The 24,348-nt window shown below is 59.0% G+C and carries 22 protein-coding genes; 11 read left to right on the top strand and 11 right to left on the bottom strand.

Translation table 11 applies throughout. The annotated features are described in order from the left end of the window. Position 1 precedes the first annotated feature (1 nt). The 3 genes from AB4P97_RS17725 to tadA all read left to right on the top strand — a co-directional run bounded on the left by AB4P97_RS17725 (position 2) and on the right by tadA (position 2,283). On the top strand, positions 2-292 hold the full coding sequence (locus AB4P97_RS17725; protein WP_395601421.1) for a PTS glucose transporter subunit IIB: 291 nt from the start codon (positions 2-4) through the stop codon (positions 290-292). Between the two features lie 117 nt (positions 293-409). Beyond that, positions 410-1,786: a multicopper oxidase family protein gene (locus AB4P97_RS17720; protein WP_042560900.1), complete on the top strand. Its 1,377-nt coding sequence runs from the start codon at positions 410-412 to the stop codon at positions 1,784-1,786. Beyond that, on the top strand, positions 1,786-2,283 hold the full coding sequence (tadA, locus tag AB4P97_RS17715) for a tRNA adenosine(34) deaminase TadA (RefSeq protein ID WP_042560899.1): 498 nt from the start codon (positions 1,786-1,788) through the stop codon (positions 2,281-2,283). Before AB4P97_RS17720 ends, tadA begins: the two co-directional genes overlap by 1 nt. A gap of 130 nt (positions 2,284-2,413) precedes the next feature. On the opposite strand, the gene cmoB is transcribed toward tadA, so the two are convergent. From cmoB to AB4P97_RS17670, 9 genes are all read right to left on the bottom strand, one after another. Further along, the gene (gene cmoB, locus AB4P97_RS17710) at positions 2,414-3,370 is read right to left on the bottom strand and encodes a tRNA 5-methoxyuridine(34)/uridine 5-oxyacetic acid(34) synthase CmoB (RefSeq protein WP_042560898.1); all 957 of its coding nucleotides are present in this window, start codon (positions 3,368-3,370) and stop codon (positions 2,414-2,416) included. Next, entirely contained in the window at positions 3,367-4,110 is a 744-nt protein-coding gene (gene cmoA / locus AB4P97_RS17705) for a carboxy-S-adenosyl-L-methionine synthase CmoA (RefSeq protein WP_395601420.1), read from the bottom strand. The genes cmoB and cmoA overlap by 4 nt, the downstream gene beginning before the upstream one ends. A gap of 196 nt (positions 4,111-4,306) precedes the next feature. Next, positions 4,307-4,792, bottom strand: a complete 486-nt coding sequence (locus tag AB4P97_RS17700) for a hypothetical protein (protein WP_042560896.1) — start codon at positions 4,790-4,792, stop codon at positions 4,307-4,309. Positions 4,793-4,922: 130 nt separating this feature from the next. After that, positions 4,923-5,573: a lysoplasmalogenase gene (locus tag AB4P97_RS17695; protein WP_181818523.1), complete on the bottom strand. Its 651-nt coding sequence runs from the start codon at positions 5,571-5,573 to the stop codon at positions 4,923-4,925. Between the two features lie 2 nt (positions 5,574-5,575). Further along, positions 5,576-5,968, bottom strand: a complete 393-nt coding sequence (locus AB4P97_RS17690; RefSeq protein WP_047302952.1) for a protease inhibitor I42 family protein — start codon at positions 5,966-5,968, stop codon at positions 5,576-5,578. A gap of 217 nt (positions 5,969-6,185) precedes the next feature. Continuing rightward, on the bottom strand, positions 6,186-8,609 hold the full coding sequence (gene lon, locus AB4P97_RS17685; protein ID WP_047302950.1) for an endopeptidase La: 2,424 nt from the start codon (positions 8,607-8,609) through the stop codon (positions 6,186-6,188). Between the two features lie 705 nt (positions 8,610-9,314). Further along, positions 9,315-9,689, bottom strand: a complete 375-nt coding sequence (locus tag AB4P97_RS17680; RefSeq protein ID WP_395601419.1) for a DUF6124 family protein — start codon at positions 9,687-9,689, stop codon at positions 9,315-9,317. 507 nt (positions 9,690-10,196) lie between these two features. Further along, complete coding sequence (locus AB4P97_RS17675; RefSeq protein ID WP_047302947.1) at positions 10,197-12,608, bottom strand: glucose/quinate/shikimate family membrane-bound PQQ-dependent dehydrogenase; 2,412 nt, start codon at positions 12,606-12,608, stop codon at positions 10,197-10,199. A 223-nt stretch (positions 12,609-12,831) separates the two neighbouring features. Next, a complete protein-coding gene (locus AB4P97_RS17670; RefSeq protein WP_395601418.1) occupies positions 12,832-14,193 on the bottom strand; it encodes a carbohydrate porin in 1,362 nt (453 codons plus the stop codon). Positions 14,194-14,493: 300 nt separating this feature from the next. Between AB4P97_RS17670 and AB4P97_RS17665 the strand changes: the two genes are divergently transcribed. Further along, positions 14,494-14,724, top strand: a complete 231-nt coding sequence (locus AB4P97_RS17665) for a VF530 family DNA-binding protein (RefSeq protein WP_042560787.1) — start codon at positions 14,494-14,496, stop codon at positions 14,722-14,724. Between the two features lies 1 nt (position 14,725). Beyond that, positions 14,726-15,376, top strand: a complete 651-nt coding sequence (locus tag AB4P97_RS17660) for a Pr6Pr family membrane protein (RefSeq protein WP_395601417.1) — start codon at positions 14,726-14,728, stop codon at positions 15,374-15,376. Positions 15,377-15,463: 87 nt separating this feature from the next. Here AB4P97_RS17660 and AB4P97_RS17655 read toward each other — a convergent pair whose 3' ends face one another. Together AB4P97_RS17655 and AB4P97_RS17650 are read right to left on the bottom strand one after the other, a co-directional pair. Further along, on the bottom strand, positions 15,464-16,246 hold the full coding sequence (locus AB4P97_RS17655) for a siderophore-interacting protein (protein ID WP_395601416.1): 783 nt from the start codon (positions 16,244-16,246) through the stop codon (positions 15,464-15,466). Continuing rightward, positions 16,243-16,818: a PadR family transcriptional regulator gene (locus AB4P97_RS17650; protein WP_115147762.1), complete on the bottom strand. Its 576-nt coding sequence runs from the start codon at positions 16,816-16,818 to the stop codon at positions 16,243-16,245. Before AB4P97_RS17650 ends, AB4P97_RS17655 begins: the two co-directional genes overlap by 4 nt. Before the next feature lie 473 nt (positions 16,819-17,291). Between AB4P97_RS17650 and AB4P97_RS17645 the strand changes: the two genes are divergently transcribed. The 6 genes from AB4P97_RS17645 (at position 17,292) to AB4P97_RS17620 (ending at position 24,347) form a co-directional block, all read left to right on the top strand. Beyond that, positions 17,292-17,777 carry a CS1 type fimbrial major subunit gene (locus AB4P97_RS17645; protein WP_395601415.1) on the top strand — a complete coding sequence of 162 codons (486 nt, stop codon included), beginning with the start codon at positions 17,292-17,294 and terminating at the stop codon, positions 17,775-17,777. A 107-nt stretch (positions 17,778-17,884) separates the two neighbouring features. Then, entirely contained in the window at positions 17,885-20,407 is a 2,523-nt protein-coding gene (locus AB4P97_RS17640) for a TcfC E-set like domain-containing protein (RefSeq protein ID WP_395601414.1), read from the top strand. A 20-nt stretch (positions 20,408-20,427) separates the two neighbouring features. Continuing rightward, positions 20,428-21,669 carry a hypothetical protein gene (locus AB4P97_RS17635; RefSeq protein WP_052491569.1) on the top strand — a complete coding sequence of 414 codons (1,242 nt, stop codon included), beginning with the start codon at positions 20,428-20,430 and terminating at the stop codon, positions 21,667-21,669. A gap of 51 nt (positions 21,670-21,720) precedes the next feature. Then, on the top strand, positions 21,721-22,461 hold the full coding sequence (locus tag AB4P97_RS17630) for a molecular chaperone (protein ID WP_395601413.1): 741 nt from the start codon (positions 21,721-21,723) through the stop codon (positions 22,459-22,461). 25 nt (positions 22,462-22,486) lie between these two features. Next, positions 22,487-22,975 carry a CS1 type fimbrial major subunit gene (locus AB4P97_RS17625; RefSeq protein ID WP_200612484.1) on the top strand — a complete coding sequence of 163 codons (489 nt, stop codon included), beginning with the start codon at positions 22,487-22,489 and terminating at the stop codon, positions 22,973-22,975. Positions 22,976-23,087: 112 nt separating this feature from the next. Beyond that, on the top strand, positions 23,088-24,347 hold the full coding sequence (locus tag AB4P97_RS17620) for a hypothetical protein (protein WP_042560779.1): 1,260 nt from the start codon (positions 23,088-23,090) through the stop codon (positions 24,345-24,347). Position 24,348: the final 1 nt, after the last annotated feature.

Raw genomic sequence — 24,348 nt, 5'->3', positions numbered from 1 at the left:
CATGTTCGATAAATTGCAGCAGGCGTTCTGGAAAGCCCTGACCCCGGATCTGGTACCGGACGAGCCGACAATATCGGCCGAACCTGACGAGGGGTTAAGCGCAGATATCGTTGCGGCGTTGGGTGGTGGGGATAACCTCAAAGCGCAGCAACCGGTGGCGCTGACCCGGGTGCGGGTGGTGTTGCGTGACGTATCACGCATGGACCGTCAGGCATTGAACGAGGCCGGTGTCGCGGGCGTCATGCCCCTTGAGGATGGGGTGGTGCACCTGATTACCGGCCTGCGGCCATAAGTCCCTAGGGGTGTGCGGCCTCAGGTCACCCTTACTGTTTCTCAACCGCAGGTGTATCGTATTCGCCTTTTACGGGCCTTCAGGGGTCTGTCGCTGATACGTGAGGTAGTTGAGTTCATGTCCTTTACCCGTCGCCAAATCCTCGGTGGCCTGGCCGGTCTTGTTGTCGTAGGCGTTGGAGCGGGGGGCGCGTCGCGTTACTGGCTGGGCAAGATGGCTGACGCCGAGGCGGGCCACGACTACGAGTTGATCGCCGCGCCCCTGGATGTGGAACTGGTGCCGGGGCACAAGACCGAGGCCTGGGCGTTCGGCCCATCGGCACCGGGCACCGAGTTGCGTGTGCGTCAGGGCGAATGGCTGCGGGTGCGGTTCATCAACCATCTGCCGGTGGCGACCACCATTCACTGGCACGGCATTCGCCTGCCGCTGGAAATGGACGGCGTGCCGTACGTGTCGCAATTGCCGGTGCTGCCGGGCGAATACTTCGACTACAAATTCCGCGTGCCGGACGCCGGCAGCTACTGGTATCACCCGCATGTCAGCAGCAGCGAAGAACTGGGGCGCGGATTGGTCGGGCCGCTGATCATCGAAGAGCGCGAGCCGACCGGTTTCAACTACGAAAAGACCCTGAGCCTGAAGAACTGGCACATCGACGAAGAAGGCAATTTCGTTGAATTCAGCATCCCTCGTGAAGCTGCGCGCGGTGGTACGGCGGGACGTTTGTCGACTATCAACGGCGTGCCGTTGCCGGTGATCGACCTGCCGGCCGGGCAGATCACCCGCGTGCGTTTGCTCAATCTCGATAACACCCTGACTTACCGCATCAACATTCCTGGTGTTGAGGCAAAAATCTACGCGCTGGACGGCAACCCGGTTGAGCCGCGCCCGCTGGGCAAGGAATACTGGCTCGGCCCCGGCATGCGTATCTGCCTGGCGATCAAGGCACCGGCGGCAGGCGAAGAATTGTCGCTGCGCAATGGCCCGGTGCGTCTGGGCACTCTGCGCTCGGTGGCCAACACGGACGCGCCGACCGAGTGGCCGCCGGCGCTGCCCGCCAACCCGGTGGCCGAACCGGACCTGGCCAATGCCGAGAAACTCAACTTCAATTTCGAGTGGGTCGGTTCGGTGTCGGTCAACGTCGACAACGGCAAGCCGCCGAGTCTTTGGCAGATCAACGGCAAGGCGTGGGACATCACCGACAAGACGTGCGCCGATCGTCCGATTGCCAGTCTCAAACTGGGCCAGAGCTATATTTTCGAATTGAAGAACATGACCCAGTATCAGCACCCGATTCACCTGCACGGCATGAGCTTCAAGGTGATTGCGTCGAACCGGCACAAGGTCATCCCGTACTTCACCGACACCTATCTGCTGGGCAAGAATGAGCGCGCGCAAGTGGCGCTGGTGGCGGATAACCCGGGGGTATGGATGTTCCATTGCCACGTGATCGACCACATGGAAACCGGCCTGATGGCCGCCATCGAGGTGAAGTGATGCGCCAGATTCGCCCCGCAGCGATCATCGACCGCAGCCGTGACCGCGACTTCATGCGCGAAGCGCTTGCCCTTGCAGCGCAAGGCGCAGCTCTCGGCGAAGTGCCGGTGGGCGCGGTGCTGGTGCAGGATGGCGAGATCATCGGTCGTGGCTTCAACTGCCCGATCAGCGCCAGCGACCCGAGCGCTCACGCCGAAATGGTCGCGATCCGCGCCGCGGCGCAGGCGGTGGATAACTATCGACTGCCCGGCAGCACGCTGTACGTGACTCTGGAGCCGTGCAGCATGTGCGCCGGTTTGATCGTGCATTCAAGAGTGGCGCGGGTGGTGTATGGCGCGCTGGAGCCAAAAGCCGGGATCGTGCAAAGCCAGGGGCAGTTTTTCACCCAGGGCTTTTTGAATCACCGGGTGTTGTATGAGGGCGGGGTGTTGGCAGAAGAGTGTGGGGCGGTGTTGACCGAGTTCTTTCGTGCCCGCAGAGCAAAACCCACTGAATAAACACGGACTCAATGTGGGAGCGAGCCTGCTCGCGAAAGCGTCGGTACATTCAACATGAAGGGTGACTGACACACCGCTTTCGCGAGCAGGCTCGCTCCCACAGGGGCTCTCTAATGTGCGGGAGATTGGGTTACTTCCTCGCCACAATCACCGCCCGCATCGGCGCTGGCAGTCCTTCGATCGTCTTGCTGTGATCATCCGGATCAAGGAAGTCACTCAACGACTGATACTTCATCCACTCGGTGCCGCGCTGTTCCTCAATCGTCGTCGTGCTGACATCCACGCATCGAATATCGGTAAACCCGGCACGCCGTAACCACAACTCCAGCGCCGGCACCGACGGCAGGAACCACACGTTACGCATTTGCGCGTAACGGTCTTCAGGCACCAGCACCTGGTGCTTGTCGCCTTCAACCACCAGCGTTTCCAGCACCAGTTCACCGCCCTTGACCAGGCAATCCTTCAGCGCCAGCAAGTGCTCGATCGGCGAGCGGCGGTGGTAGAACACGCCCATGGAAAACACCGTGTCGAAACCTTCCAGATTCGGCGGCAAATCCTCGAACGGGAAGGGCAGGTGCCACGCGTTTGGCTCAGACAGATAGCGCTGCACAGCCTGAAACTGGCAGAAGAACAACCAATTCGGGTCAACCCCGATCACGCTGTCCGCACCGGCGCCAAGCATGCGCCACATGTAGTAGCCGTTGCCGCAACCGACATCGAGGATGCGTTTTCCCTTCAGATCCAGATGCGGGGCGACCCGCGACCATTTCCAGTCCGAGCGCCATTCGGTGTCGACGTGCACACCAAACAGATCGAACGGCCCCTTGCGCCACGGCGACAGGCCCATCAGGGCGGTGCGCATTTGCGCGCGGGTTTCGTCGTCGCAATCGGTGTCGAGTTTCAAGCCGTTGAGCAGGTCGACTTCGCTCGGCTGGATCTTCGGCAAGGCGTCCAGCGCACTTTGCCAGCGCTCCAGATCGCCGTGGCCCTTCTCCATTTTCTTGTCGAGTTGACGCTGCAGGGTGTTGGCCCATTCGGCCAGCGGTGTACCGGCCAGACGGCGGGCGAGGGGGGACAGATCAATCATGGCAAGGCAATCAACGAGGCAAAGTTAAGACACTGGAACCACGGCACGACTTTCGAGAACCCGGCGGCCAACAGGCGTTCGCGGTGTTCTTCGAGGCTGTCGGGCTTCATGACGTTTTCGATGGCGCTGCGCTTCTGGGCGATTTCCAGTTCGCTGTAGCCGTTGGCGCGTTTGAACGCGACGTGCAGATCGGTGAGCAATGCATGTTCTTCGGCGTCATTGAAGCGCAGTTTTTCCGACAGAATCAGTGCGCCGCCGGGCAGCAATGACTGGCGGATGCGCGACAACAACGCGGTGCGCTGATCCGGGGCGATGAATTGCAGGGTGAAGTTCAGTGCCACCACCGAGGCGGGTTGAAAGTCGAGGGCGAGGATGTCGCCTTCGATGACCTCGACCGGCAGCAACTCCTGAAACATCGAGTCCTGCCCGTTGATGTATTCGCGGCAACGTTCGACCATGGCGGCCGAATTATCCACCGCGATTACCCGGCAACCGTCGGTGCGCACGTGACGGCGCAATGCCTGGGTCACTGCCCCGAGGGATGCGCCGAGGTCGTAGAGCACGCTGTTCGGCTGGGCGAATTGAGCGGCGAGCACGCCGAGGTTTTCGACGATGGTCGGGTAACCCGGCACCGAACGCTTGATCATGTCCGGGAACACGCGCACCACGTCTTCGTTGAAGGCGAAGTCAGGCACCTTATCCAGGGGCTGGGCGAAAATGCGATCGGATTCTTTGCTCACGGCGGTTTCCGGCGGTGTCGGTGGAAAAGGCCGGCATTTTAGCCAAAGTGGCGCGGGGATGCTTGAGTTGTCTGATAAAGCGTGGGGAATCGGCACGCGGCCTACAGAGGGCGGGGGGCTGCGCAGGATAGTCAGGAGAGAACAGTGAATGACCCAGTCAACATCAAGACTTGGTCATTCACGGCTTAAAGCGAGATCAGGAGGCGCGCATGTAAACGTTTAATTCGGCTCTGCCAGTGATGTGCAGCTCTTCTGTCCTGTGGTCTTTGCCTTTGAAATCAAAGTTGATGAGGTAGCGCAGCGCCTGGGAGTCGTTTGAAATGACTTCGACATCAATAGTGCCGCTTTCCGGACTGTAATTATAAAAAGTGGAGTAAGAGTCGCTAGCACCGACTTCATAATATTGGAATATCTCAAACGGGAAGTCTGAATCTGTTGGGTTGTAACTGCCAGATTGAATGTCGCTGCGAAAACGAAACGTCATTCCTTTTCCGTAATTCACAAGATTTTTTTCGAAAGCGCTGGCAGTAAATTCGATTCGAGTGCTGTTAGGGTCTTGTTGGAACTCGATATTTTGCGTATTGAAATCCACGCGGTTTGAAATCGAGGTTTGAAGATCGCAGTTGACGGAGATATAGGTCCCCTGTGCATTTGGCGAATTTTTGTTTTTGAATATATTCATGATGTTCTTCCTTGGTCTACATTCGTGATTTGGATAACGCCACGCAATGGTAGAGAGGGGAAGAAATTCGGGGCACTGTCAGATCTGACAGGTTTTTATATCGTTTGGAGATAGATCAAGATTTTTATGGTTATGACACATCGCCAGATTGTTTGTTTTTATTAAACGCCGAGGCAGCAATACCCCATTGGCCCAGCCAATAACTGAGGATGATGACGTAAGGCGCGGCATGGAATGGTGCAACAAACCGGTCGATGCCAATCACGCTGTCAGAAAACACAAATGCCAGCGCACCTCCCGCTGCCAGTAACGCCGAACGCTTGGGCACGTCGGTGCCGAGGCGAGCAAGAGCACGCCAGAGCATGGCGCTTATTGCTGTGCCGTAGACGATCACGGGTACTAGCAGGGGGCCGAGGCCACTGGAAATCAGCATCCCCAACAGCACGGCACCAACGCCGAGCGCGAGCATCAGTGGCATCAACGCCAGACGTTTGCAGTCACTGAGATAAGCCTTGAGATACGCCAGATGCGCAACAAGAAATGCGCCAAGGCCGAACACGAACAGATCCCCTGGCCACGCCAACAACACATCGCCCAGCAGGGAAAAAATCAGACCGAGGCTGATCCAGCGGCGATAGTCGCTGGGCGGTGCGTCGTGCAGCCAGCCGAGCAATGCCAACACCGGCAACGGTTTGACCAGCAGACAAAGCAGCGCCGCGTGGGTGCTCAAGCCGTAGAGAAAGGTCACCGCGCCCATCAGCGCCAGAATCAGCCAGCCCACGATCAATTCACCGAAATGGCGCAGTCAAAGGTTTCTACCGGCAACACTTCCGGCGCCCAGGGTTGTTGCGAGGTCAGGCGCAGGCGCCCGGTGCCCGCAGCAAACGCTTGAAAACGCCAAGTGGAAAGCCCGGCAGCACCAACCACGCCAGCATCTTCCGGGTTGCTGTAGACCTCGGGGCTGAGGGCGCGCAAGACGCCGCCGGCGGAATCCTGAATCGCCCAGCGATAACCCGTGGTCGGGTTGCTTGGCAGCATCACGATCAGGTTTTGCCCAGTGGTGAGTCGCACGGGGCATTCGCTTTGTTTTTCCACGGTCACGTTCTGTTTCGGCTGCGTGGCGCAAGCGGCCAGCAAAGAAAGGGCGATAGGGACAAACAGGCGAATGGGGGACATAAGGTCAGCGGCTCCGGCGTTGGCGACGAACGGCGAGCATAACCGAAGATGAGACAAATTGTGACAGCGCGGCGGTTTGGCGGTGTTGCCAAGGACGCCATCGCTGGCAAGCCAGCTCCCACAGGTTTCTAGGTAGAGCACAAGATTTGTGAGCACCAATGAACATTGTGGGAGCTGGCTTGCCAGCGATAGCGGTAGTGCAGTTGCTACTTCATGTTCAGAAGAGCACCTTCGCCACATCCGCAAACCGCTTGGCGAAATGCACGGTAATGCCTTCTTTCAAGTAGTCCGGAAGTTCCTCGAAGTTGCCCCGATTCGGTTCTGGCAGGATCAACTCGAAAATCTTCTGCCGCCGGGCCGCGATCACCTTTTCACGTACCCCGCCAATCGGCAGTACATGCCCGGTCAGTGTCAGCTCGCCGGTCATCGCCACGCCTTTTTTCGGCGCTTGATTGCGTGCGAGAGAGAGCAAAGCGCTAGCCATCGTCACGCCGGCGCTCGGGCCATCCTTCGGTGTCGCGCCTTCCGGTACGTGAAGGTGGACGAAGGCTTCGTCGAAGAACTTCGCATCGCCGCCGAATTGCTTCAGGTTCGAGCTGACGTAGCTGTAGGCGATCTCCGCCGATTCCTTCATCACGTCACCCAACTGCCCGGTGAGTTTGAAACCGCGATTGAGCGTGTGAATCCGCGTCGCTTCGATCGGCAACGTGGCGCCGCCCATGCTGGTCCACGCCAGCCCCGTGATAACGCCCGTGCCGGACAGCACTTGCTCGTTGCGGAACACCGGATGGCCCAACGAGGCCTCCAGATCTTTCGGCCCGAGTTTGATCACCGCTTTTGGCTCGTCGATCAGTTTCATCACCGCTTTGCGCACCAGTTTGCCCAGTTGTTTTTCCAACTGACGCACCCCGGCTTCACGGGCGTAACCGTCGATCAGGGTTTTCAGGGCGCTGTCACTGATGCTCAGGCTGCCCTTGGATACGCCGGCCTTTTCCAACAATTTCGGCCACAAGTGACGCTTGGCGATGGCGACTTTTTCTTCGGTGATGTAGCCCGACAGACGAATCACTTCCATACGGTCAAGCAACGGACCGGGGATCGAATCAAGCGTGTTGGCGGTGCAGACGAACAGGACTTTCGACAAGTCCATGCGCAGATCGAGGTAGTGGTCGAGGAATTCGACGTTCTGTTCCGGGTCGAGGGTTTCGAGCAGCGCCGAGGCCGGGTCGCCCTGGTAGCTCTGGCCCATCTTGTCGATCTCGTCGAGCATGATCACCGGGTTCATCACTTCGACGTCTTTCAACGCCTGCACGAGTTTGCCTGGCTGTGCGCCGATGTAAGTGCGGCGGTGGCCCTTGATCTCGGCCTCGTCGCGCATGCCGCCGACGCTGAAGCGGTAGAACGGGCGGCCGAGGGATTCGGCGATGGATTTGCCGACACTGGTTTTACCCACACCTGGCGGGCCGACCAGCAGCACGATAGAACCGCTGATCTCGCCTTTATAAGCACCGACGGCGAGGAATTCGAGGATGCGGTCCTTGATGTCGTCGAGGCCGGCGTGGTGTTTGTCCAGCACCTTGCGCGCGTGCTTGAGGTCGAGTTTGTCCGCGCCATACACGCCCCACGGCACCGACGTCGCCCAGTCGAGGTAGTTGCGGGTGACCGCGTACTCCGGCGAGCCGGTCTCGAGGATCGACAGTTTGTGCGTTTCTTCGTCGAGGCGTTTCTGCACCTGCGCCGGCAGGACTTTACCTTCCAGGCGCTGCTGGAACTGTTCGAGGTCAGCGCTGCGGTCGTCCTTGGTCAGGCCGAGTTCCTGCTGGATGACTTTGAGTTGTTCCTTGAGGAAGAACTCGCGCTGATGTTCGCCGATCTTGCGGTTGACCTCAGCGGAGATTTCTTTTTGCAGGCGCGCGACTTCGACTTCCTTGCGCAGCATCGGCAGGACTTTTTCCATGCGCTTGAGCATCGGCACGCAGTCGAGCACGGCTTGCAGCTCGGGGCCGGTGGCCGAGGTCAGGGCGGCGGCGAAGTCGGTCAGTGGCGACGGATCGTTGGGGCTGAAGCGGTTGAGGTAGTTCTTCAGCTCTTCGCTGTACAGCGGGTTGAGCGGCAGCAGTTCCTTGATCGCGTTGATCAGCGCCATGCCGTAGGCCTTGACCTCGTCGGTCGGCTCGGTCGGCTGATGCGGGTATTCGACTTCCACCAGATACGGCGGGCGATGATGCTTGAGCCAGGTCTTGATGCGGACGCGGCTCAGGCCCTGGGCGACGAACTGGAGTTTGCCGTTTTCGCGGCTGGCGTGGTGCACCTTGACCAGTGTCCCGTACTCGGGGAGGGCGTCGGTGTTGAAGTGGCGCGGGTCTTCCTGGGGCGTGTCCATGAAGAACAGGGCCAGGGAGTGGTGTTCGGATTTGCTGACCAGTTCGAGGGTTTCGGCCCACGGTTCTTCGTTGACGATGACCGGCAGCACTTGCGCCGGGAAGAACGGGCGGTTGTGGATCGGGATGATGTAGACCTTGTCCGGCAGGTTCTGGCCGGGCAGGGCCAGCCCTTTGCCGGAGGTGGTGTGTTCGATGTGGTCTTCGCTGGCTTCGGTGTAGTCGTCGGAGTTATCGGGGAATTCTTGCTGGTCGCTCATGGGGCACCTGCGCAATTGGGTATGGGTGTTAGATGGGGCAGGGCTTGAGTGGTTTCAATGGGGGTGGGTGTTTCTGGTTGTGTTCAGGGTTTTGACAGGGGTCTCGCTTTGGACTTGGCGGCCTTTGGGCCGACCATGTTCTTGGGGGTTTGGGGGTATATCCGTTTTTGCGGTGCCGCTGCTGGCGGTTTCGCTTTTACAGCGAGTCACTTTTGCAGGCGCCCAAAAGTAACCAAAACGCTGGGCCCCGGCGTTCGGCCCGCTCGCTGGGGCTCGGGGTTCCTTCGCTCCGGAATTGATCCGGGGGCATCGCTTCCGGTTTGCTTCGCTGCACCTCCTTTCGATGTATTCGACTTCGTCGAACGGCGCTTCGCGCCCACCCCCGGATCAATCCCTCCACTCAGCCTGCCGAAGGGGCCAGGTAGATCAAGAGCTGCAGCCGAGCTAACGCTCATCCTGTTGAGTGGTGAGGGGCGTGCGGTTGGCTTTTGACACGTATTTGACCCTCACCCCAGCCCTCTCCCGAGGGAGAGGGAGCCGTTTTTTGGGCTTTTCAGGATTTGAGTTCGACTCGGTATTTTACGTCGGCGTATCTCGCCCAGACACCTCGGTCAGTCCCCTCTCCCTCTGGGAGAGGGTTAGGGTGAGGGCTGCTCCAGAGGCTGTTTGAGTTTGTAGAGCAACCCTCAACTTTTTCCATCAGGCTCAGCTGTGTGGCGCCGGTTGTGGGATTTCGAGGTTATCCAGCACCCGATTCACCGCCAGTTCCGCCAGCATGATGATTTGCTGGATCGCCATAATCGTGCGCCGCTGGGGCAGGTCGATGTAGGCGGCGATGTCGCTGCTCATGAGGCTGGCTTGTGCCAGGGATTCGCAGGCGTGGACCAGCAGGCTTTCGCTGTCCTGGTCTGGCGCGACCTGGAACATGGTGCTGGGTGTGTGGAAGCGCAAGGTGAGTGCGTTGGGTTTGAGGTAGTGGTCGAGCGCGCGTTCGGCGGCTTCGTGGAATTTCTTCGAATCGGGGGATTGGTAGGGCGAGGTGTCGTTGGTTTCTGGTGGGTTGGGTGTGGGCTTTTTCATGGTGAATACTCAGTTGGTGAAAGTGGAGCTGCCTTCGATTGCCGCGACGCAATCTGAGGTGGCAGCTGTACGCGGGTTCGCGGACCGATAACTGAGAAATCGGCATACCTCCAAGGACGGTATCCCGCGCACAGCCGCCATGACACAAACAACGGGCACCGAGGTGCCGTCAGGTTGGCGATTATGCATCAGTTATCGGGCCGCGACGCCCCATCGCTGAATTTGCAGCGACCCACCGAGCCTATCCAGCCGGTTTCCGACGCACAACCGACGCGACTTGTCGGAAAACTCCGCGCAATCTCCAGCATCTGTAGGACAAGCACAATTCCTACAACCCCACACATTCCAACCTGTAGGAGCTGCCGAAGGCTGCGATCTTTTGACGTTGATTGTCAGAAACAAGATCAAAAGATCGCAGCCTTCGGCAGCTCCTACAGGGGGAATTGTTGGTAACAAAAAAGGCGATGCCCCTTTCGGGACATCGCCTTCATTACTACCGGTTAAATCTTATTCCGGCAGTTTGTACGCAATCACGTAGTCACCCATCTTGGTGCCCAGCGAGCCGTGGCCGCCGACAACGAGCAGGACGTATTGCTTGCCGTCCTTGCCGGTGTAGGTCATCGGGGTTGCTTGACCACCTGCTGGCAGACGCGCTTTCCACAACTCTTTACCGGAGTTGACGTCGTAGGCGCGCAGGTACTGGTCGAGGGTGCCGCTGAGGAAGCCAACGCCACCGGCCGTCACGATCGAGCCGCCCATGCTAGGCACGCCCAGGGTGAAGCCGATCGGGATTGGCGAGCTGTCGCGGCTGGTGCCGTTTTTGCGTTTCCACACGACTTTGCCGGTGGTCAGGTCGATACCGGCCACGTAGCCCCAGGCCGGAGCCTGGCACGGCACGCCGAATGGCGACATGAACGGGTGCATGATCACCGCGTAAGGCGCGCCGGTGTTTGGTTGCACGCCAGAGGTTTCGCTTTCGCGTTTGCTGCCGGCGGCGACTTGCTCGCGTGGCACCATTTTCGAAACGAAGGCCATGTAGTTCGGGCTGGTGAACAGCATCTGGCGAACCGGATCAACCGACACGCCGCCCCAGTTGAACACGCCGACGTTGCCCGGGTAGATCAGGCTGCCCTGTTCCGACGGAGGGGTGTACTGGCCTTCATAACGCAGTTCCTTGAACTGGATGCGGCACAGCATCTGGTCGAACGGGCTCGCGCCCCACATGGCTTTTTCGGTCAGTTCCGGGGCCAGCAGGTTGAGGTCCGAACGGGCCTGGGTCGGTGCGGTGAAGTCGCCTTTGACGGCGCCTTGCGGTACCGGGATTTCCTTGATCGGGATGATCGGCGTGCCGTCACGACGGTCGAGGACGTACAGGCTGCCCTGTTTGGTCGGGGCGATCAGCGCAGGTTTCACGCCATCGGCAGTTTTCATGTCGAGCAAGGTTGGCTGGCTGCCAACGTCCATGTCCCACAGGTCGTGGTGGGTGAACTGGTAGTTCCAGCGCACTTTACCGGTGGCCAGGTCCAGAGCGACGATGCCGGCGCTGAATTTCTCGGCACCCGGGGTGCGGTCGGCGCCCCATTGGTCAGGCGTCTGGTTGCCCAGTGGCAGGTAGACCATGCCGAGTTTTTCGTCGACGCTGGCCAGCGACCACATGTTGGCCGAGTTGCGGCTGTAGGTTTCGCCCGGTGCCAATGGTTCGGTGGCGTCCGGCTTGTCGCTGTCCCAGTTCCAGACGAGGTGGCCGTCGTGCACGTCGAAGGCGCGGATCACACCCGATGGCTCGTTGGTCGACTCGTTGTCGGTGACGTGACCGCCCATGATCACCAGATCACGGGTAATCGCGGCAGGCGAGGTGGAGTAATAGCCACCAGCCGTGAACGGGCCGATGCCTTGGGTCAGGTCGACCACGCCCTGGTTGCCGAAGCCTTCGCAGATCTTGCCGGTGTCGGCATTCAGTGCGATCAGGCGAGCATCAGCGGTTGGCAGGTACAGACGACGCGGGCAGGCCTGAGCAACGGCTTTGCCAGCTTCGGAGATGACTGCAGAGGCAGCGTTTTCAGACTTGGCGTAATTGGCTTCGTCGTAGTACGACACGCCACGGCAGGTCATGTGGGCGAAGCCTTTGAAGCCGACAGGGCTCTTGATCTGCGGGTCGAAGCGCCACAGTTCTTTACCCGTGTCCGGGTCCAGTGCCAGCACTTTGCTGTGCGCGGTGCAGGCGTAGAGCATGCCGTTGGCTTTGAGCGGGGTGTTTTCGTTGGTCAGCTCAACCGGGTCATCAGCGCTCGGCAGGTCGCCGGTCTGGATGCGCCAGGCTTCTTGCAGCTTGCCGACGTTGGCCGGGGTGATCTGCTTGAGCGGCGAGTAACGGTCACCGAACTCGCTGCGGCCATAGGCCTGCCAGTCGCCATCAGGCATGGCTGGTGCGGTGCTGGTCATGTCCGCGGTGTCGCGGCCCAGTTCGCCGAACGTTTCGCCCGGGTGGGTGAACAGGCTGGCCACAGCGGTAACGCCGGCCAAAACCACGGCCACGGTCAAGCCGCCAGTACCCATGCGGGCAGGGCCGTTGATCAGCAGTGGACGACGGAACCACGGCAGCAGCATCACGAAACCGAGGGCAAACCACAGTGCCAGACGCGGCACCAGTTGCCACCAGTCCAGACCGACTTCCCACAGCGCCCAAACGGTGCTGGCAAACAGCACGATGGCGTACAGGCCCAGCGCCGCGCGACGACGCAGTAGCAACAGAATACCGGTCAGCGCGATGCCGATACCGGCCAGCAGGTAGTACAGCGAGCCGCCGAGCATGCTCAGCTTGACGCCTCCGGCCAACATGGCCAGGCCCATCAGTAGAAGCAGAATGCCGAGCAGGCTTGGTAGCAGACGGCCCCGACTCGAAGCACTTTCGGTGCTCATAGTGTGATTCTCCGTGACGTTTATGTAGTCCCGCGCTGTAGTCACTTTAGATGACGATTTGGCGTGGGCATGGTTCAGATAAAAACTTGTCTAGCTAACGAATTTTTCCCGATCCCTGTGGGAGCTGGCTTGCCAGCGATGGCGGTCTATCTGCCGGCACATCTGCGGTCTGACCCACCGCTATCGCTGGCAAGCCAGCTCCCACAGGTTTTTTCGGTGTTGGTTAGAACGAGGACTGGATCTTGATTCCGCCGATCAGTGCGTCATCAACCTTGTCCACACCGCCCGGATGGCGGATGTATTGCAGGTTCGGGCGCACGGTCAGCCAGTTCGTTACATGCACGCCGTAATACAGTTCGGCGCTGTATTCGGTGTCTTGCGGCGGCAGGAACGATGGATCGTCGTAGTCGTAGACAGCGCGCGCCTGATTGCTCTTCTCGGCGTTTTTGCGATAGGCCGGGTTGACGTGGACGCGGGCCATGGCGAAACCGATGTCGTCTTTGGCGCGACTGGCGAGCAGGCCTTTGTAGACGAGGCCGGCCTGCACGTAGTTGTCGATGGCGTTGGTTTTCTTGTCGTGCAGCGTGCCGTTGGCGAACACGCTCAGGCCCCGCGAGTTGTCGCTGGCCATGCTGGTGATTTGCTGCTGCACGCCGAGCCACACACCGTGTTTGCTGGAGGCGCTGCGGTAGGCTTCGCCGCTCAGGGCGGCAGGTTGACCGTTGTTGTCCTTATAGACATCGCTGGCCTTGGCGTTGCTGTAGTAGTAACCGGCGCGGTACTCGCCCGGCAGGCCGTTGAATTTCGGCGTCCACACCAGTTCAACCGGCAGGATCGCGCCTTGGGTGCCGCTGCCGCTCAACTTGAAGCCGTTGCCGCGATCGAGGTTCGACGGGTTTTGCTCGTAAGCGCCAACCTGCGCGTACAACTCAGGCGTCAGGTGATATTTGACGCGCATCGCCCACTGGCTGACGGGCCAGTTGTACCAGATGCCGCCCACCCAGTTGCCGACCTGCGAGCCGCAGAACGCCAGGTTCTGGAAGTCGCACGGGAAGCTGTTGAAGTCTTCGCCTTCACCGAAACGGCCGACCTTGATGTCGAGTTTCTGATCGAAGAATTTTTGCTGGTACCACATCTGTGTCAGACGCGTGGTCTGGCCACGGCCCCAGACTTCCTGGGCCGACGTGAAGCCTCCGACGCGCGGATCGTTGATGCGGTCGTTGCTGATGTTGTTGCCGCTGCGCTTGGTGATGGTCAGTTGAAACTCGGCGTCGTCCCAGCCAAGGATCTTCTGCAGGTCCAGGTGCGTGCCGAGGCCGAACTGGTCGCTGTAGCGCGCCGTGCGATTGTGGTCGTAACCGCCGTGCAGGTTGCTGCCCATTTCGCCGGTGTAGTCGAGCTTGAAGTCGTAGCCTTTTTCCGAGAGTTCTGTACGCGTGCCGTTCCAGTCACCGAGCATGTACGGCGATTCACTGTCGAACGCGGGAGCGGCTTGGGCGCAGGTGGCGAGGCCGAGGGCGGTGCAGCCGCCAATCAGGCGCAGGGTTGAGATAGCGCTATCTCGAAACAACGGAAAATCGGGCATAAATGGGTCTTTCTGGGTCTTTTTCTGGGGATAAGCTGGCCGCTACGATTTGTCGCAGGCAGTGAAGCGATTCAGCGGAAGGGCGGCAGGATAATGATCTGTAACAAAAAGACAAAGTGCTTTTGTCGACATGCAGCGTTTCGTATTCGGTAACAGTGCGGCAAACGGGCGCATTGTCGGGCGTCTGCGAGGCTGCGATCTTCGCGGGTTGACCTACATTTGAAGGAAGCACTTCCACCCGGTCTGCCCCTCGGCTAAGGTGCGCGGCTTCTGCATTTTCACTTCGCCCAAAGGCCAGGCATGAACGAACAAACCCCCGATCCGCTGCACGGCGTAACCCTCGAACAGATCCTCACCGCGCTGGTGGCCCACTACGAATGGTCGGGGCTGGCGGAGCGTATCGACATTCGTTGCTTCAAGAGCGATCCGAGCATCAAGTCGAGCCTGACGTTCCTGCGTAAAACCCCGTGGGCGCGGGAGAAAGTCGAGCGTCTGTACGTGAAGTTGATGCGCACCAAGCGACCGCTCTGAGATGGACGCCGTGTGGCGCCATCGCTTGATCACCCTCGCAGCCACCCTTGGCTGGGCCGGGTTGAGCATTCAGCTGTACCTGATTTTTATCGCGCGTTTGAGCGTCGAGGCCAGTCTGCTGGGCGGGTTGGTGAGTTTCTTCAGCTATTTCACGGTGTTGACCAATACCTTGGTGGCCACCGTGCTGACCTGCGCCGTGACCCCACGCGAATCCGCCGCACGGCGCTGGTTTTTGCAACCATGGGTCAGTAGCGGTGTGACAGTCAGCATCGTTGTGGTCGGCCTCGCCTACAGTCTTTTGCTGCGGCATTTGTGGCATCCCGAGGGTTGGCAATTCATCGCCGACGAATTGCTTCACGACGTGATGCCGCTGGTGTTTCTGGGCTATTGGTGGTTTTGCGTACCGAAAGGCACGTTGCGCCTGTGGCATCTGCCGGTGTGGCTGATTTATCCGCTGGTGTATTTCGCTTACGCATTGCTGCGCGGGAATTTGCTCGGGGCGTATGCGTATCCGTTCATTGATGTGGCGGTGTTGGGTTATCCACAGGTGTTCATCAATGCTGGCGGGATATTGGCGGGGTTTGTGGGGATTGGCCTGGCGGTGATTGGCCTTGACCATTGGCGCTCCCGCACGAAGTTAAAGTACCTGTAGGAGTTGCTGCAGGCTGCGATCTTTTGACTTTGGCTTAAAAAAACAAGATCAAAAGATCGCCGCCTGCGGCAGCTCCTACAGGGGGTATCACTCTTCCTCAGAGCCCTCGGCACGCCAGTAGCCGACGGCTTTGACCAACTTGTCATCCAGCCCGTGCTCATCCAGCAGCACCCGGCGAATCTGCCGCGAGACTTTGGTTTCGGTCGCCACCCACGCATACAGATTGCCCTTGGGCACCTGCAGTTGCTTGACGGTGGTCAGCAGGTTTTCCGTGCCGCCCTCGCGCAGTACCCAGATCACATTGACCTGCGCGGCGCTTTCCAGCGTTTGCTGCTCGGCACCGTTTTCCACTTCGATCACCACCAGCGCCTTGCGATTGGCGGCCATACCTTCGAGGCGGCGGGCGATGGCGGGCAGGGCGGTTTCGTCGCCGATCAGCAGATAGCTGTCGAATATATCCGGCACGATCATCGAACCGCGCGGCCCGCCGATGTGCAGGAATTGGCCCGGCGTGGCCTGTTCGGCCCAGGTCGAGGCAGGGCCGTCGCCGTGCAGGACGAAATCGATGTCCAGCTCAAGCGTGTCGAGGTCATAGCGACGCGGCGTGTAGTCGCGCATCTCGGGCATCGGGCCTTCGTTTTTACCGCCGAGCACCATTGTCTCGAGTGCGGCAGTTTGTTCGGCGTTCTGCGGGAACAGCAGTTTGACGTGATCGTCAGTGCCCAGGCTGATAAAACCGGCCAATTCGGGCCCGCCCAGGGTGATGCGGCGCATGCGCGGGGTCAGGTCGACCACACGCAGCACTTGCAGGCGACGGCGTTTGATTTCGTGCATCACGCGGTGAATGGTTTGGGTATCGACTGCAGTCATTCGGCTTTCTCCGGGGCAGGTTGAACGGCGGGGCCGTCGACAATCGCTTTGGCGGTGTTGTTGAGCAGATCCCGTACGCGCAGGATTTCTTCCGGGCTCCAGCGCCCGTGGTGCAACTGCAAAGCGTGGCGCAGGTTGTGCACCGCTTCATGGATTTCCGGCGGCCGGTCATGGCCGCGCAGCGAGCGCTTGCTGACGTCGATGCGCATGCGCACACCATCGAGGGCCACTGTTTGCTCGCTCAGGTACAGGCGCCCGGCGTCGGTCACGCTGTAGCGTTTCTTGCCACCCTCGGCGTCACCGCTGATCAGTTCGCTTTCTTCCAGAAAGGTCAGGGTCGGGTAGATCACGCCGGGGCTCGGGCTGTAGGCGCCGTCGAACATGCCTTCGATCTGGCGGATCAGGTCGTACCCGTGGCAGGGCTGTTCGGCGACCAGTGCCAGCAGCAGCAATTTCAGGTCGCCCGGGGCAAACACTCGCGGGCCGCGCCCACCGCGTTCACGGCCGGGGCGTTTCTCGAAGCCGTCGCGGCCGTCGCCGTGCTCGCGGTGGGGGGAATGATGGTCTCTCATTTCTGTCTTCTCTCGTCGTGTTTAGATACAACTTAAGATATATCTTATGGCCGGCGCAAGACATTCGGATCAGTGGTCGACGCTGCGCTTCAACGAAAATGACGCCGTCGTCGATGCGGGATAAATTTTGTATTTTTTTAGAGTAATTGTGCTAATTACAGCACTGTGAAATCGAATGTCAGTTTCGTTATTAGTGCGTAAGCCCGCAATAACAAGTGTTCTGGATAGTTTTAAATCTGTATGTTTTTTTTGCTGAAAACTGTATGTAGTATAGTTCTGAGAGTCACTGTTATCTTAATTGCTGAAAGCAGTTTTTTTCCTCTTTTACATGGGTATCGGTAACTACGGGTAGTGGTGAAATTTCCTACTTACTTTGTGGTTGAATTACTTGATCATGCCTCCGCGTTGAAAGTTAAGTCGGCAACCGACAAAAGTTTTCACGCGCCAATCCTTATCAAAAGCAGGTACTGATCATGTTCAAGAAGTTTGCAATTTCCGCCCCGATGGCCATCTTGGCACTGAGTTCTTCCGTGGCGTTTGCCGCAGACCCGATTAGCCAGACGATCAATATCAAGGCATTCGTGCCGACTTCGCTGTTCAATGTGGCCCCTCAGACGCCGGGCTTCGGTGTTGATGAAACCATGAACCAGCTGGGCAGCGGTGAACTGAGCCCCATCACTGAAATCTTCAACATGAAGCACACCGATAACAAGGGCGCGATCAATGCCGTGCTCGACGGCACCGCTGCGCTGTACAACGGCCGCGACAGCATCCCGCTGACCGTCAAGGTCGGTGGCGTGGAACTGACTAGCGTCTCCACCGAAATCGTTAACGAAACTGATTCCGTACCTGGCGTGCAGCGGGAAATGGTCATCAAGGCTGCCACGCCAACGGCTACTCAATCGGGTAACTACTCGGGTAGCTTCGCTGTGGTATTCGAGACTGTGTTGAAGCCGTGAAACAACTTTTTGAATAACATAATGGTTATTCAATAGTCTTGGCCCACTGGTCATCTTTTGATGATCAGTGGACGCCAGCTCATCAAGTAACTCGAGTATTAAAGACCATGTTCCCGATGACGCCCATCGCGGCAGCGCTCGCACTTTTTTTATGTGCCAGTGCCTTGGCCGCGCCCACTAATAACGCTAACACGCCGCGCAGTCTGCTCGCTCAGGCCAAAGGGTTGCCGGCGGAATTCGAAGAACACTTCTTCGATGTGCCATTAGCTGTTCGGGTTGAGCGTGATCAACAATTTCTCGGTGAGGCGATGGTCGTGTTAAGCAAGGATGATCGTGTCACTCTGCTGGAATTTACCGACACCGGCGACAGCCAGATCCCTGCCAGTGAACGGGATGTACTGGGCAGTTTTTTGAAGCAGGGGGTAAGCCTGGGAGCCTGTCAGGGCAGTTGCCCCGACCAGGTACTGGCGGTGCATTACAACCTGCAGAATTCGCTGGTTTCGATCGCTACCGAAAATGCTGAGCGCGGCAGTGACGCTCTACGCTATTACGCTCTCCCCGAAAAGGGCAGCACCGGGTTGATCCTGCGTAATCAACTGAATCTCAACGGCGGTCAGGAGCAAGACCTCGGCGGTCGCTATGGCCTCGAGGCGAGCAGCAGCCTCGGCAACTGGACGCAACGCGTCAACCTGCAAGTGGCGCGCCTGGGCGGACCTGACGACAAGCTCTATCACGCGATGCACGAGCTGTACGGCCAGCGTGAATTGCAGGGCAATTTTTTACGCCTGGGCTATTTCACCCCCAGCTCCGAAGGCCTGACGCGGCAGTTGCGTTCATTTGGCGCCAGCCCCGATACGGCGGCGGGCGTGATGTTTGGCAGCTCCGACAGTCTGGCGATCAAAAATCCAACGCCCAGCGTTTATCCGATCTACGTCACGGCCAACCGCCAGGCATCGGTGGAAATTTATCGCAACGGTCTGTTGATCAACACACAAGCGGTCAGTGCCGGCCTGCAAACCCTCGACACCCGGGCGCTGCCCGGGGGCATTTACGAAGTCGAAGTGCGGCTGATCGAAGACGGTCAGATCACCTCAACCACCCAGGATCTGGTGTACAAACCCAGCAACTGGCGCAATCACGAAGAGCGCTGGCGCTACAGCCTGTTCGCCGGCCAGGAAAGCAAGCTGTTGAGCAACTGGGACGAGCAGTCTCGTGGCGACATGACGGCCGGCGCAGCGCTGAATTATCTGCTGCACCCGCGGGTGATCATCGGTCTCTCGGCGCGGCAACTGCAAGGCAAGCAGCAGTTGGCTTCATCGATTGACTGGACGTTGGCCAATAACACCAGCCTGTACGCCAACGTTTACCAGACCGAAGACCACGGCACCGGGATGGATCTGCAAGGCATCTACAATTATGGCTCGGGCAACCTGTTCGCCACGCACAACCGCAGCTGGCTGGACACCACCAATCTTTATGAGACCTTGCCGGACGGTACGCGGGTTCGCCAACGCAACGTGTATATCGGCCAGACCGCCAACACTTCGCTGGCGATCAACCATCGACTCAACAGCAAGCAATCGCTCAATGGCCGGGTTTCCCATAGCGAGGGCAACGTCGAAGGCGTCGGTATCGATCTGGGCTGGACGCAACGAAGCCTGTTGCTCGGCAGCGATGCCAGTTGGCGTTTCTCGGTGTTCGATCGTCCTGCCAGTTTCAGCAGCGGGCAGGCGCGCAATCGCGGGGTCGATTTGAGCGTCAGCCTGGCCCTCGGCGCCAAGGGCGAACAGTGGTCGGGCAGCATCGGTACGCGCACGGCCCGCGAGGGTGGCCGCGACAACAATGCATCACTGACCTACAACAAAACTCTGCAAAACCACGTACTGCAAAACGTCTCGGTCACGGCGCTCGCTGACACCTATGGCGTCGGCGTGTCAGGCCTCGGCAGTTTTAGCACCGAGGCATTCAATGGCGATGCGTTCATTCAGCGCTCTTCCTATAACGGCAATTACACCGGCGGTCTCAACCTCGACAGCACCGTGGCCGTGGGCGCAGACAAGATCGTCATGACCAGCCAGCACGCCAGTGGCGGTGCCGGGATGATCATCGACGTCGAAACCGACCTCGACGACATCGCCCTGCGCGCCGACGACCTCAGTGGCGGCAGCACAACCCTGCGTCCGGGGCGCAATTACGTGTCACTGACTGCCTATAAAAACAGCTCGGTGAGCTTCGATTTCGAAGGCAACCACGTGCCGTCCGCCAGCATTCAACCGCAGCGCGCCCGCTATCACATGAACAAAGGCGGGGTGGGGTATCGCAAGATCACCGTGAGCAGAACCCTGACCGTGCTCGGGCGTTTGCTCGATCCGCAAGGCAAGCCGCTCAAGGGCCACCACATCATCAACCACGCCAGTCGCGGTGTCAGCGAGGTGGACGGCTTCTTCTCGATGGAAATGAACGCCGGTTCACCGACCCTCGAAGTGCGCTCCGGTGAACAGTTGCTGTGCCAGTTCCGTCTCGACCCGGCCAATGCGCGCAGTGAAAACGATGTGCTGATGATCGGGGATCTGCGTTGCACGCCGGATACGTTGGCCGATGCCACGCCTGCCCCGACGACGGCAGGTTGAACCCTTTCAGGAAGCGACTGATGCACATGAAAAATCAATCGAGCAGAGTGATGGGCGGGCTCTTTTCAGCCGCCGTATCGCTATGGCTTGTCGCACTACCCGCTGCTGCGGCTACGCAGGAAATCACGGCCGTGTTCAAGCCTGATCCGAATAATCCGCTGGTGAACAAATTTGTTAATACCACCCCGCAAAGCGGCGTCTGTCCGGGGCATATGCCGGCGCGCTGCGAAGCGCTGGGAATTTTCAGCATTCGAACGTGGGATATCAACTTTCGCTCAAATGGCCCTATGCCGGTGCTGCCGGTCCCGGATATACGCAAAGGCGCGATGTTCAAAGTGCCTTCGCAGTGGCGAAGCTTTGAGGTGATTTCAGACAAGGGCGAGCCCGCAACCGTCGAAATGCGCATTTCAGGGATCGGTAACCGCTTTGATATTCCCGATCCCCCAAGTGTTAATGCGTGGGGCCCCAGTGCGCCTAACTGGACGTTTCCACCTGCGCCTTGCGTGCACACCGGAATGTATGCGGCGGGTTCAACGCTTCGCCTGTGGTTCTGGATCGTGCCTGAAGGGGCGGGGGTCTGCGCCTTGACCGCACCGGTTGAGATCCCCAGCCTTTACTATGCGAACTTCGAGTACGCCTATGAACTGAGAACCCCCAACCCCTTGCGCATGGCTACAGGGCAATACACCGGATCGCTCAGCTACACGTTAGGGCCGGGTCAGGACTTCGACTTTGGCGACATCATGATTCCCAACGATAACCTGTTGACCTTTAACTTCAATCTGGATGTGCAACACGCCCTTAAAGTCGAAGTTCCGCCAGGTGGCAATCGTGTGGAACTGTTGCCGCAGGGCGGCTGGCAGGCCTGGCTGCAGCGCAATCGCCGCCCTGAACGTCTGTTCCGCGACCAGACATTCAGTATCTCGAGTTCCAGCCGTTTCAAGATGCAGCTCGAATGCCAGTACGGCGACGGGAGCAATACGTGCCTGATCCGCGAACCGGTTTCCGGAGATGCCGTGCCGCTGAACATTGCCGTCACCCTGCCGGCCGGAATGATCGATGTCGGGGGGCAGCCAGTCAATCGACGTCCATTATTGCGCGACGGTACGGGCACCGAGCTTTTTGAGCCGGCCTATTACGTTGATCGCAAACCGGCAACGCTGCATTTCGAAGTCGGCCGTGAAGCGGTCGAGCAAATGCTTACCGGTGAGGGGAAAACCTACACCGGCGATGTCACCGTGATCTGGGATTCGCAAGTCTGAGCACCCTGTGTGCGTGTTTCGTCCACCGCTCCACATCCAGAGGCTGAAACCATGAATTATCGACTGGCGCTGCTACTCGCGGGCTGGCTACCGCTTATCTCCCACGCCGGGCCCGCGATCAATGTCGGCGTGGTCTACGACTACCTCGACGGTGACAAGAGCACCTACCTGAAGCGGGTTTTCAACAGCGGCGACTCCACGGCGTTCGTCAAGATCAACATCCTCGAAATTGTTTACGACGCCGACGGCACCGCGCGGGAAATTCCGCTGGTCAATCAGACCGAAGCCAATGCCCGTGATGGCTTGATGGCCAGCCCCGCGCGACTGATCGTCCCCGCCAATGGCATGCAGGGCAGTCGTCTGATGTTCATGGGCGAACGGGAACAGGAACGTTATTTCCGCGTGCGATTCGTTCCGGTGGTGCCGGAAAAAGAAGATGAGTTTGCGGTGGCCGAAGAGGAACGCGATGAATACAAAAAAGGCCTGTCGGCAGGCGTCAACGTGTTGGCCGGCTACGGCACGGTGTTCTTCGTGCGTCCCAGGGAGACTCGGTTCAACAGCGTCATCAGCAACGAAGCGACCCGCTATGAAGTGCGCAACAGTGGCAACAGTACGGTGGTGGTCGACGAGTTCAGAAACTGTTCGGCCGATAATGAACGCGACTGCCAACCGACCACGAAACATCACGTATTGCCAGGCCGGTCCTTCAAGTTCGAGAAACAAAGCGGCCGTGAATACAACTTCATGTTGATCGAGGGCAAGTCGAGCAAACCGATCGAGGTCAAGGGCTGATGCCCGGACGTAAAAGGTGATGAAGATGTCAAACCCCACACGCGCAGCTCTTTCACTGGGGCTGCTGTTACCCATGAGCGGCATTGTGAATGCAATCACCGAACGTGAAACGTTCGAAGTCTCGGTGAGTATCCCCAGCGCGGAGTTTTATGTAATCCCCTCCGAGCCCGACTGGATTCATCAGGAGCAGGCGCTGCCGTTCAATCCGGTATCGGGGAAGTTCACCCCGCTGCGCAAGAACTTCGATGTGAAAAACATCAATGGCGGCATTACGGCGCGCATGAGTACCGAGCCCTATCTGAGTAATGGCAGGGACACGGACAACATCCCGTTGACCGTCACGTTCAACCGCAAACGCCTGAGCCTCGTTGCCGAGCCCGTAATCACTGAACTCGATGGCCAGGCAGGCCAGCGGGTGGGTCTGGAAATAGCCGCGGCGTTACCGGTGGATGCTTACCGGCCAGGCAGTTACTACGGCAGCGTGCACATGATTTTTGAAGCGCTGGCGCCTTGAACGTTCAACCGGGAAGGCATCACTGCGCTGGCCGACATCCGGGTCGTTGGTTGGGTAATTGTCAGCTGTGCGGGCGTCGTTCGGCTCAGGTCTCGCCACAAGGATCGTCAAAATGAAAAGCAGTCGCCGATTCAACGATGCTCTAAAGCGTCTGGTTGCGGGCATTACGTTATCTGCGTCACTGAGCCTGCCGGCACAGGCGCTTACGCAAAATATCGACGCGTCGTTTCGACCCGATGCGGCAAACCCGCAAATGAACAAGTTTCGCAACGACACACCCATATCCGGGGTGTGCGAGGGACATATTCCGGCGCAATGCAAGGCGCTTAACATCTTCACGATTCGTGATACGGCTTTTCGCGCTACATCGATCGGGCCCATTCTGCCCGGCGCCGATCTGAGAAACGCTGCGATGTTCAAGGTTCCGTCTCAATGGCGGCCGTTAGCTGTTACCCACCAAATAACCGGCGAGGTGGAAACCGTCGAGGTGCGTATTGCCGGCATTGGCCACCGGTGGGATTTGCCCCATCCGCCGGGGGTTTCTGCGTGGACCTTGCCAGGACCTCCACAAATTGCCTGGAATCGGCGGTGGCTTGACGGGGTTGCTCCTTGTGTTGGGACCAGGTACATCGCAGCGAGCAGTACTATGGTGCTGTTCTTCTGGCTCGTTCCTGAAAATGCCGGCGCGTGCGGGTTGGCACCTGGCACTGAGATTCCCAAATTTTGGTATAGCCACCTGGAATACGCATACGAGCTCAGAACGCCCAATCCGTTAACCATGTCCACCGGCAACTACACCGGCTCCATCACCTATACCATGGGTCCGGGACAAGATTTCGACTTCGGTGATGTCATGATTCCTGCCGACAACCTCTACACCTTCAACTTCAATTTGTCGGTGCAACACACCCTCAAGGTTGAAGTCCCGCCCGGCGGGCAACGGGTCGAGTTGCTGCCTCAGGGTGGCTGGCAAGCCTGGCTGAATCAGGGGCGCAAACCCACGCGATTGTTCCGCGATCAAACCTTCAACCTGTCGGCTTCTTCGCGCTTCAAGATGAACCTGGAATGCCAGTATCCCAGCGGTAACAACTGCGCACTCTGGGAGCCAAATGCCGGACATGTCGTGCCGCTCGAAGTCAGCGTCACGCTGCCGAGTGGATTGACCGACGCGTCGAACCAGCCGGTCAATCGTCGTCCATTGCTTCGCGATGGTGTCGGTACCGAGCTGTTCCAGCCCGGTATTTACGTAGACCGCAAACCGGGCACGCTGCATTTCGAAGTGCCGCGTGATCACGTTGAGGAGATGATCAAGCAGGGGACCGCGCGCCACTACTCAGGCAATGTCACCGTCATCTGGGATTCACAAGTCTGAG

The organism is Pseudomonas sp. A1230, assembly GCF_044218825.1.
GTDB classification, from domain to species: domain Bacteria; phylum Pseudomonadota; class Gammaproteobacteria; order Pseudomonadales; family Pseudomonadaceae; genus Aquipseudomonas; species Aquipseudomonas iridis.
Note: the sequence above shows the minus strand (reverse complement) of the source record. Positions and strands in the feature narration are given on the sequence as shown.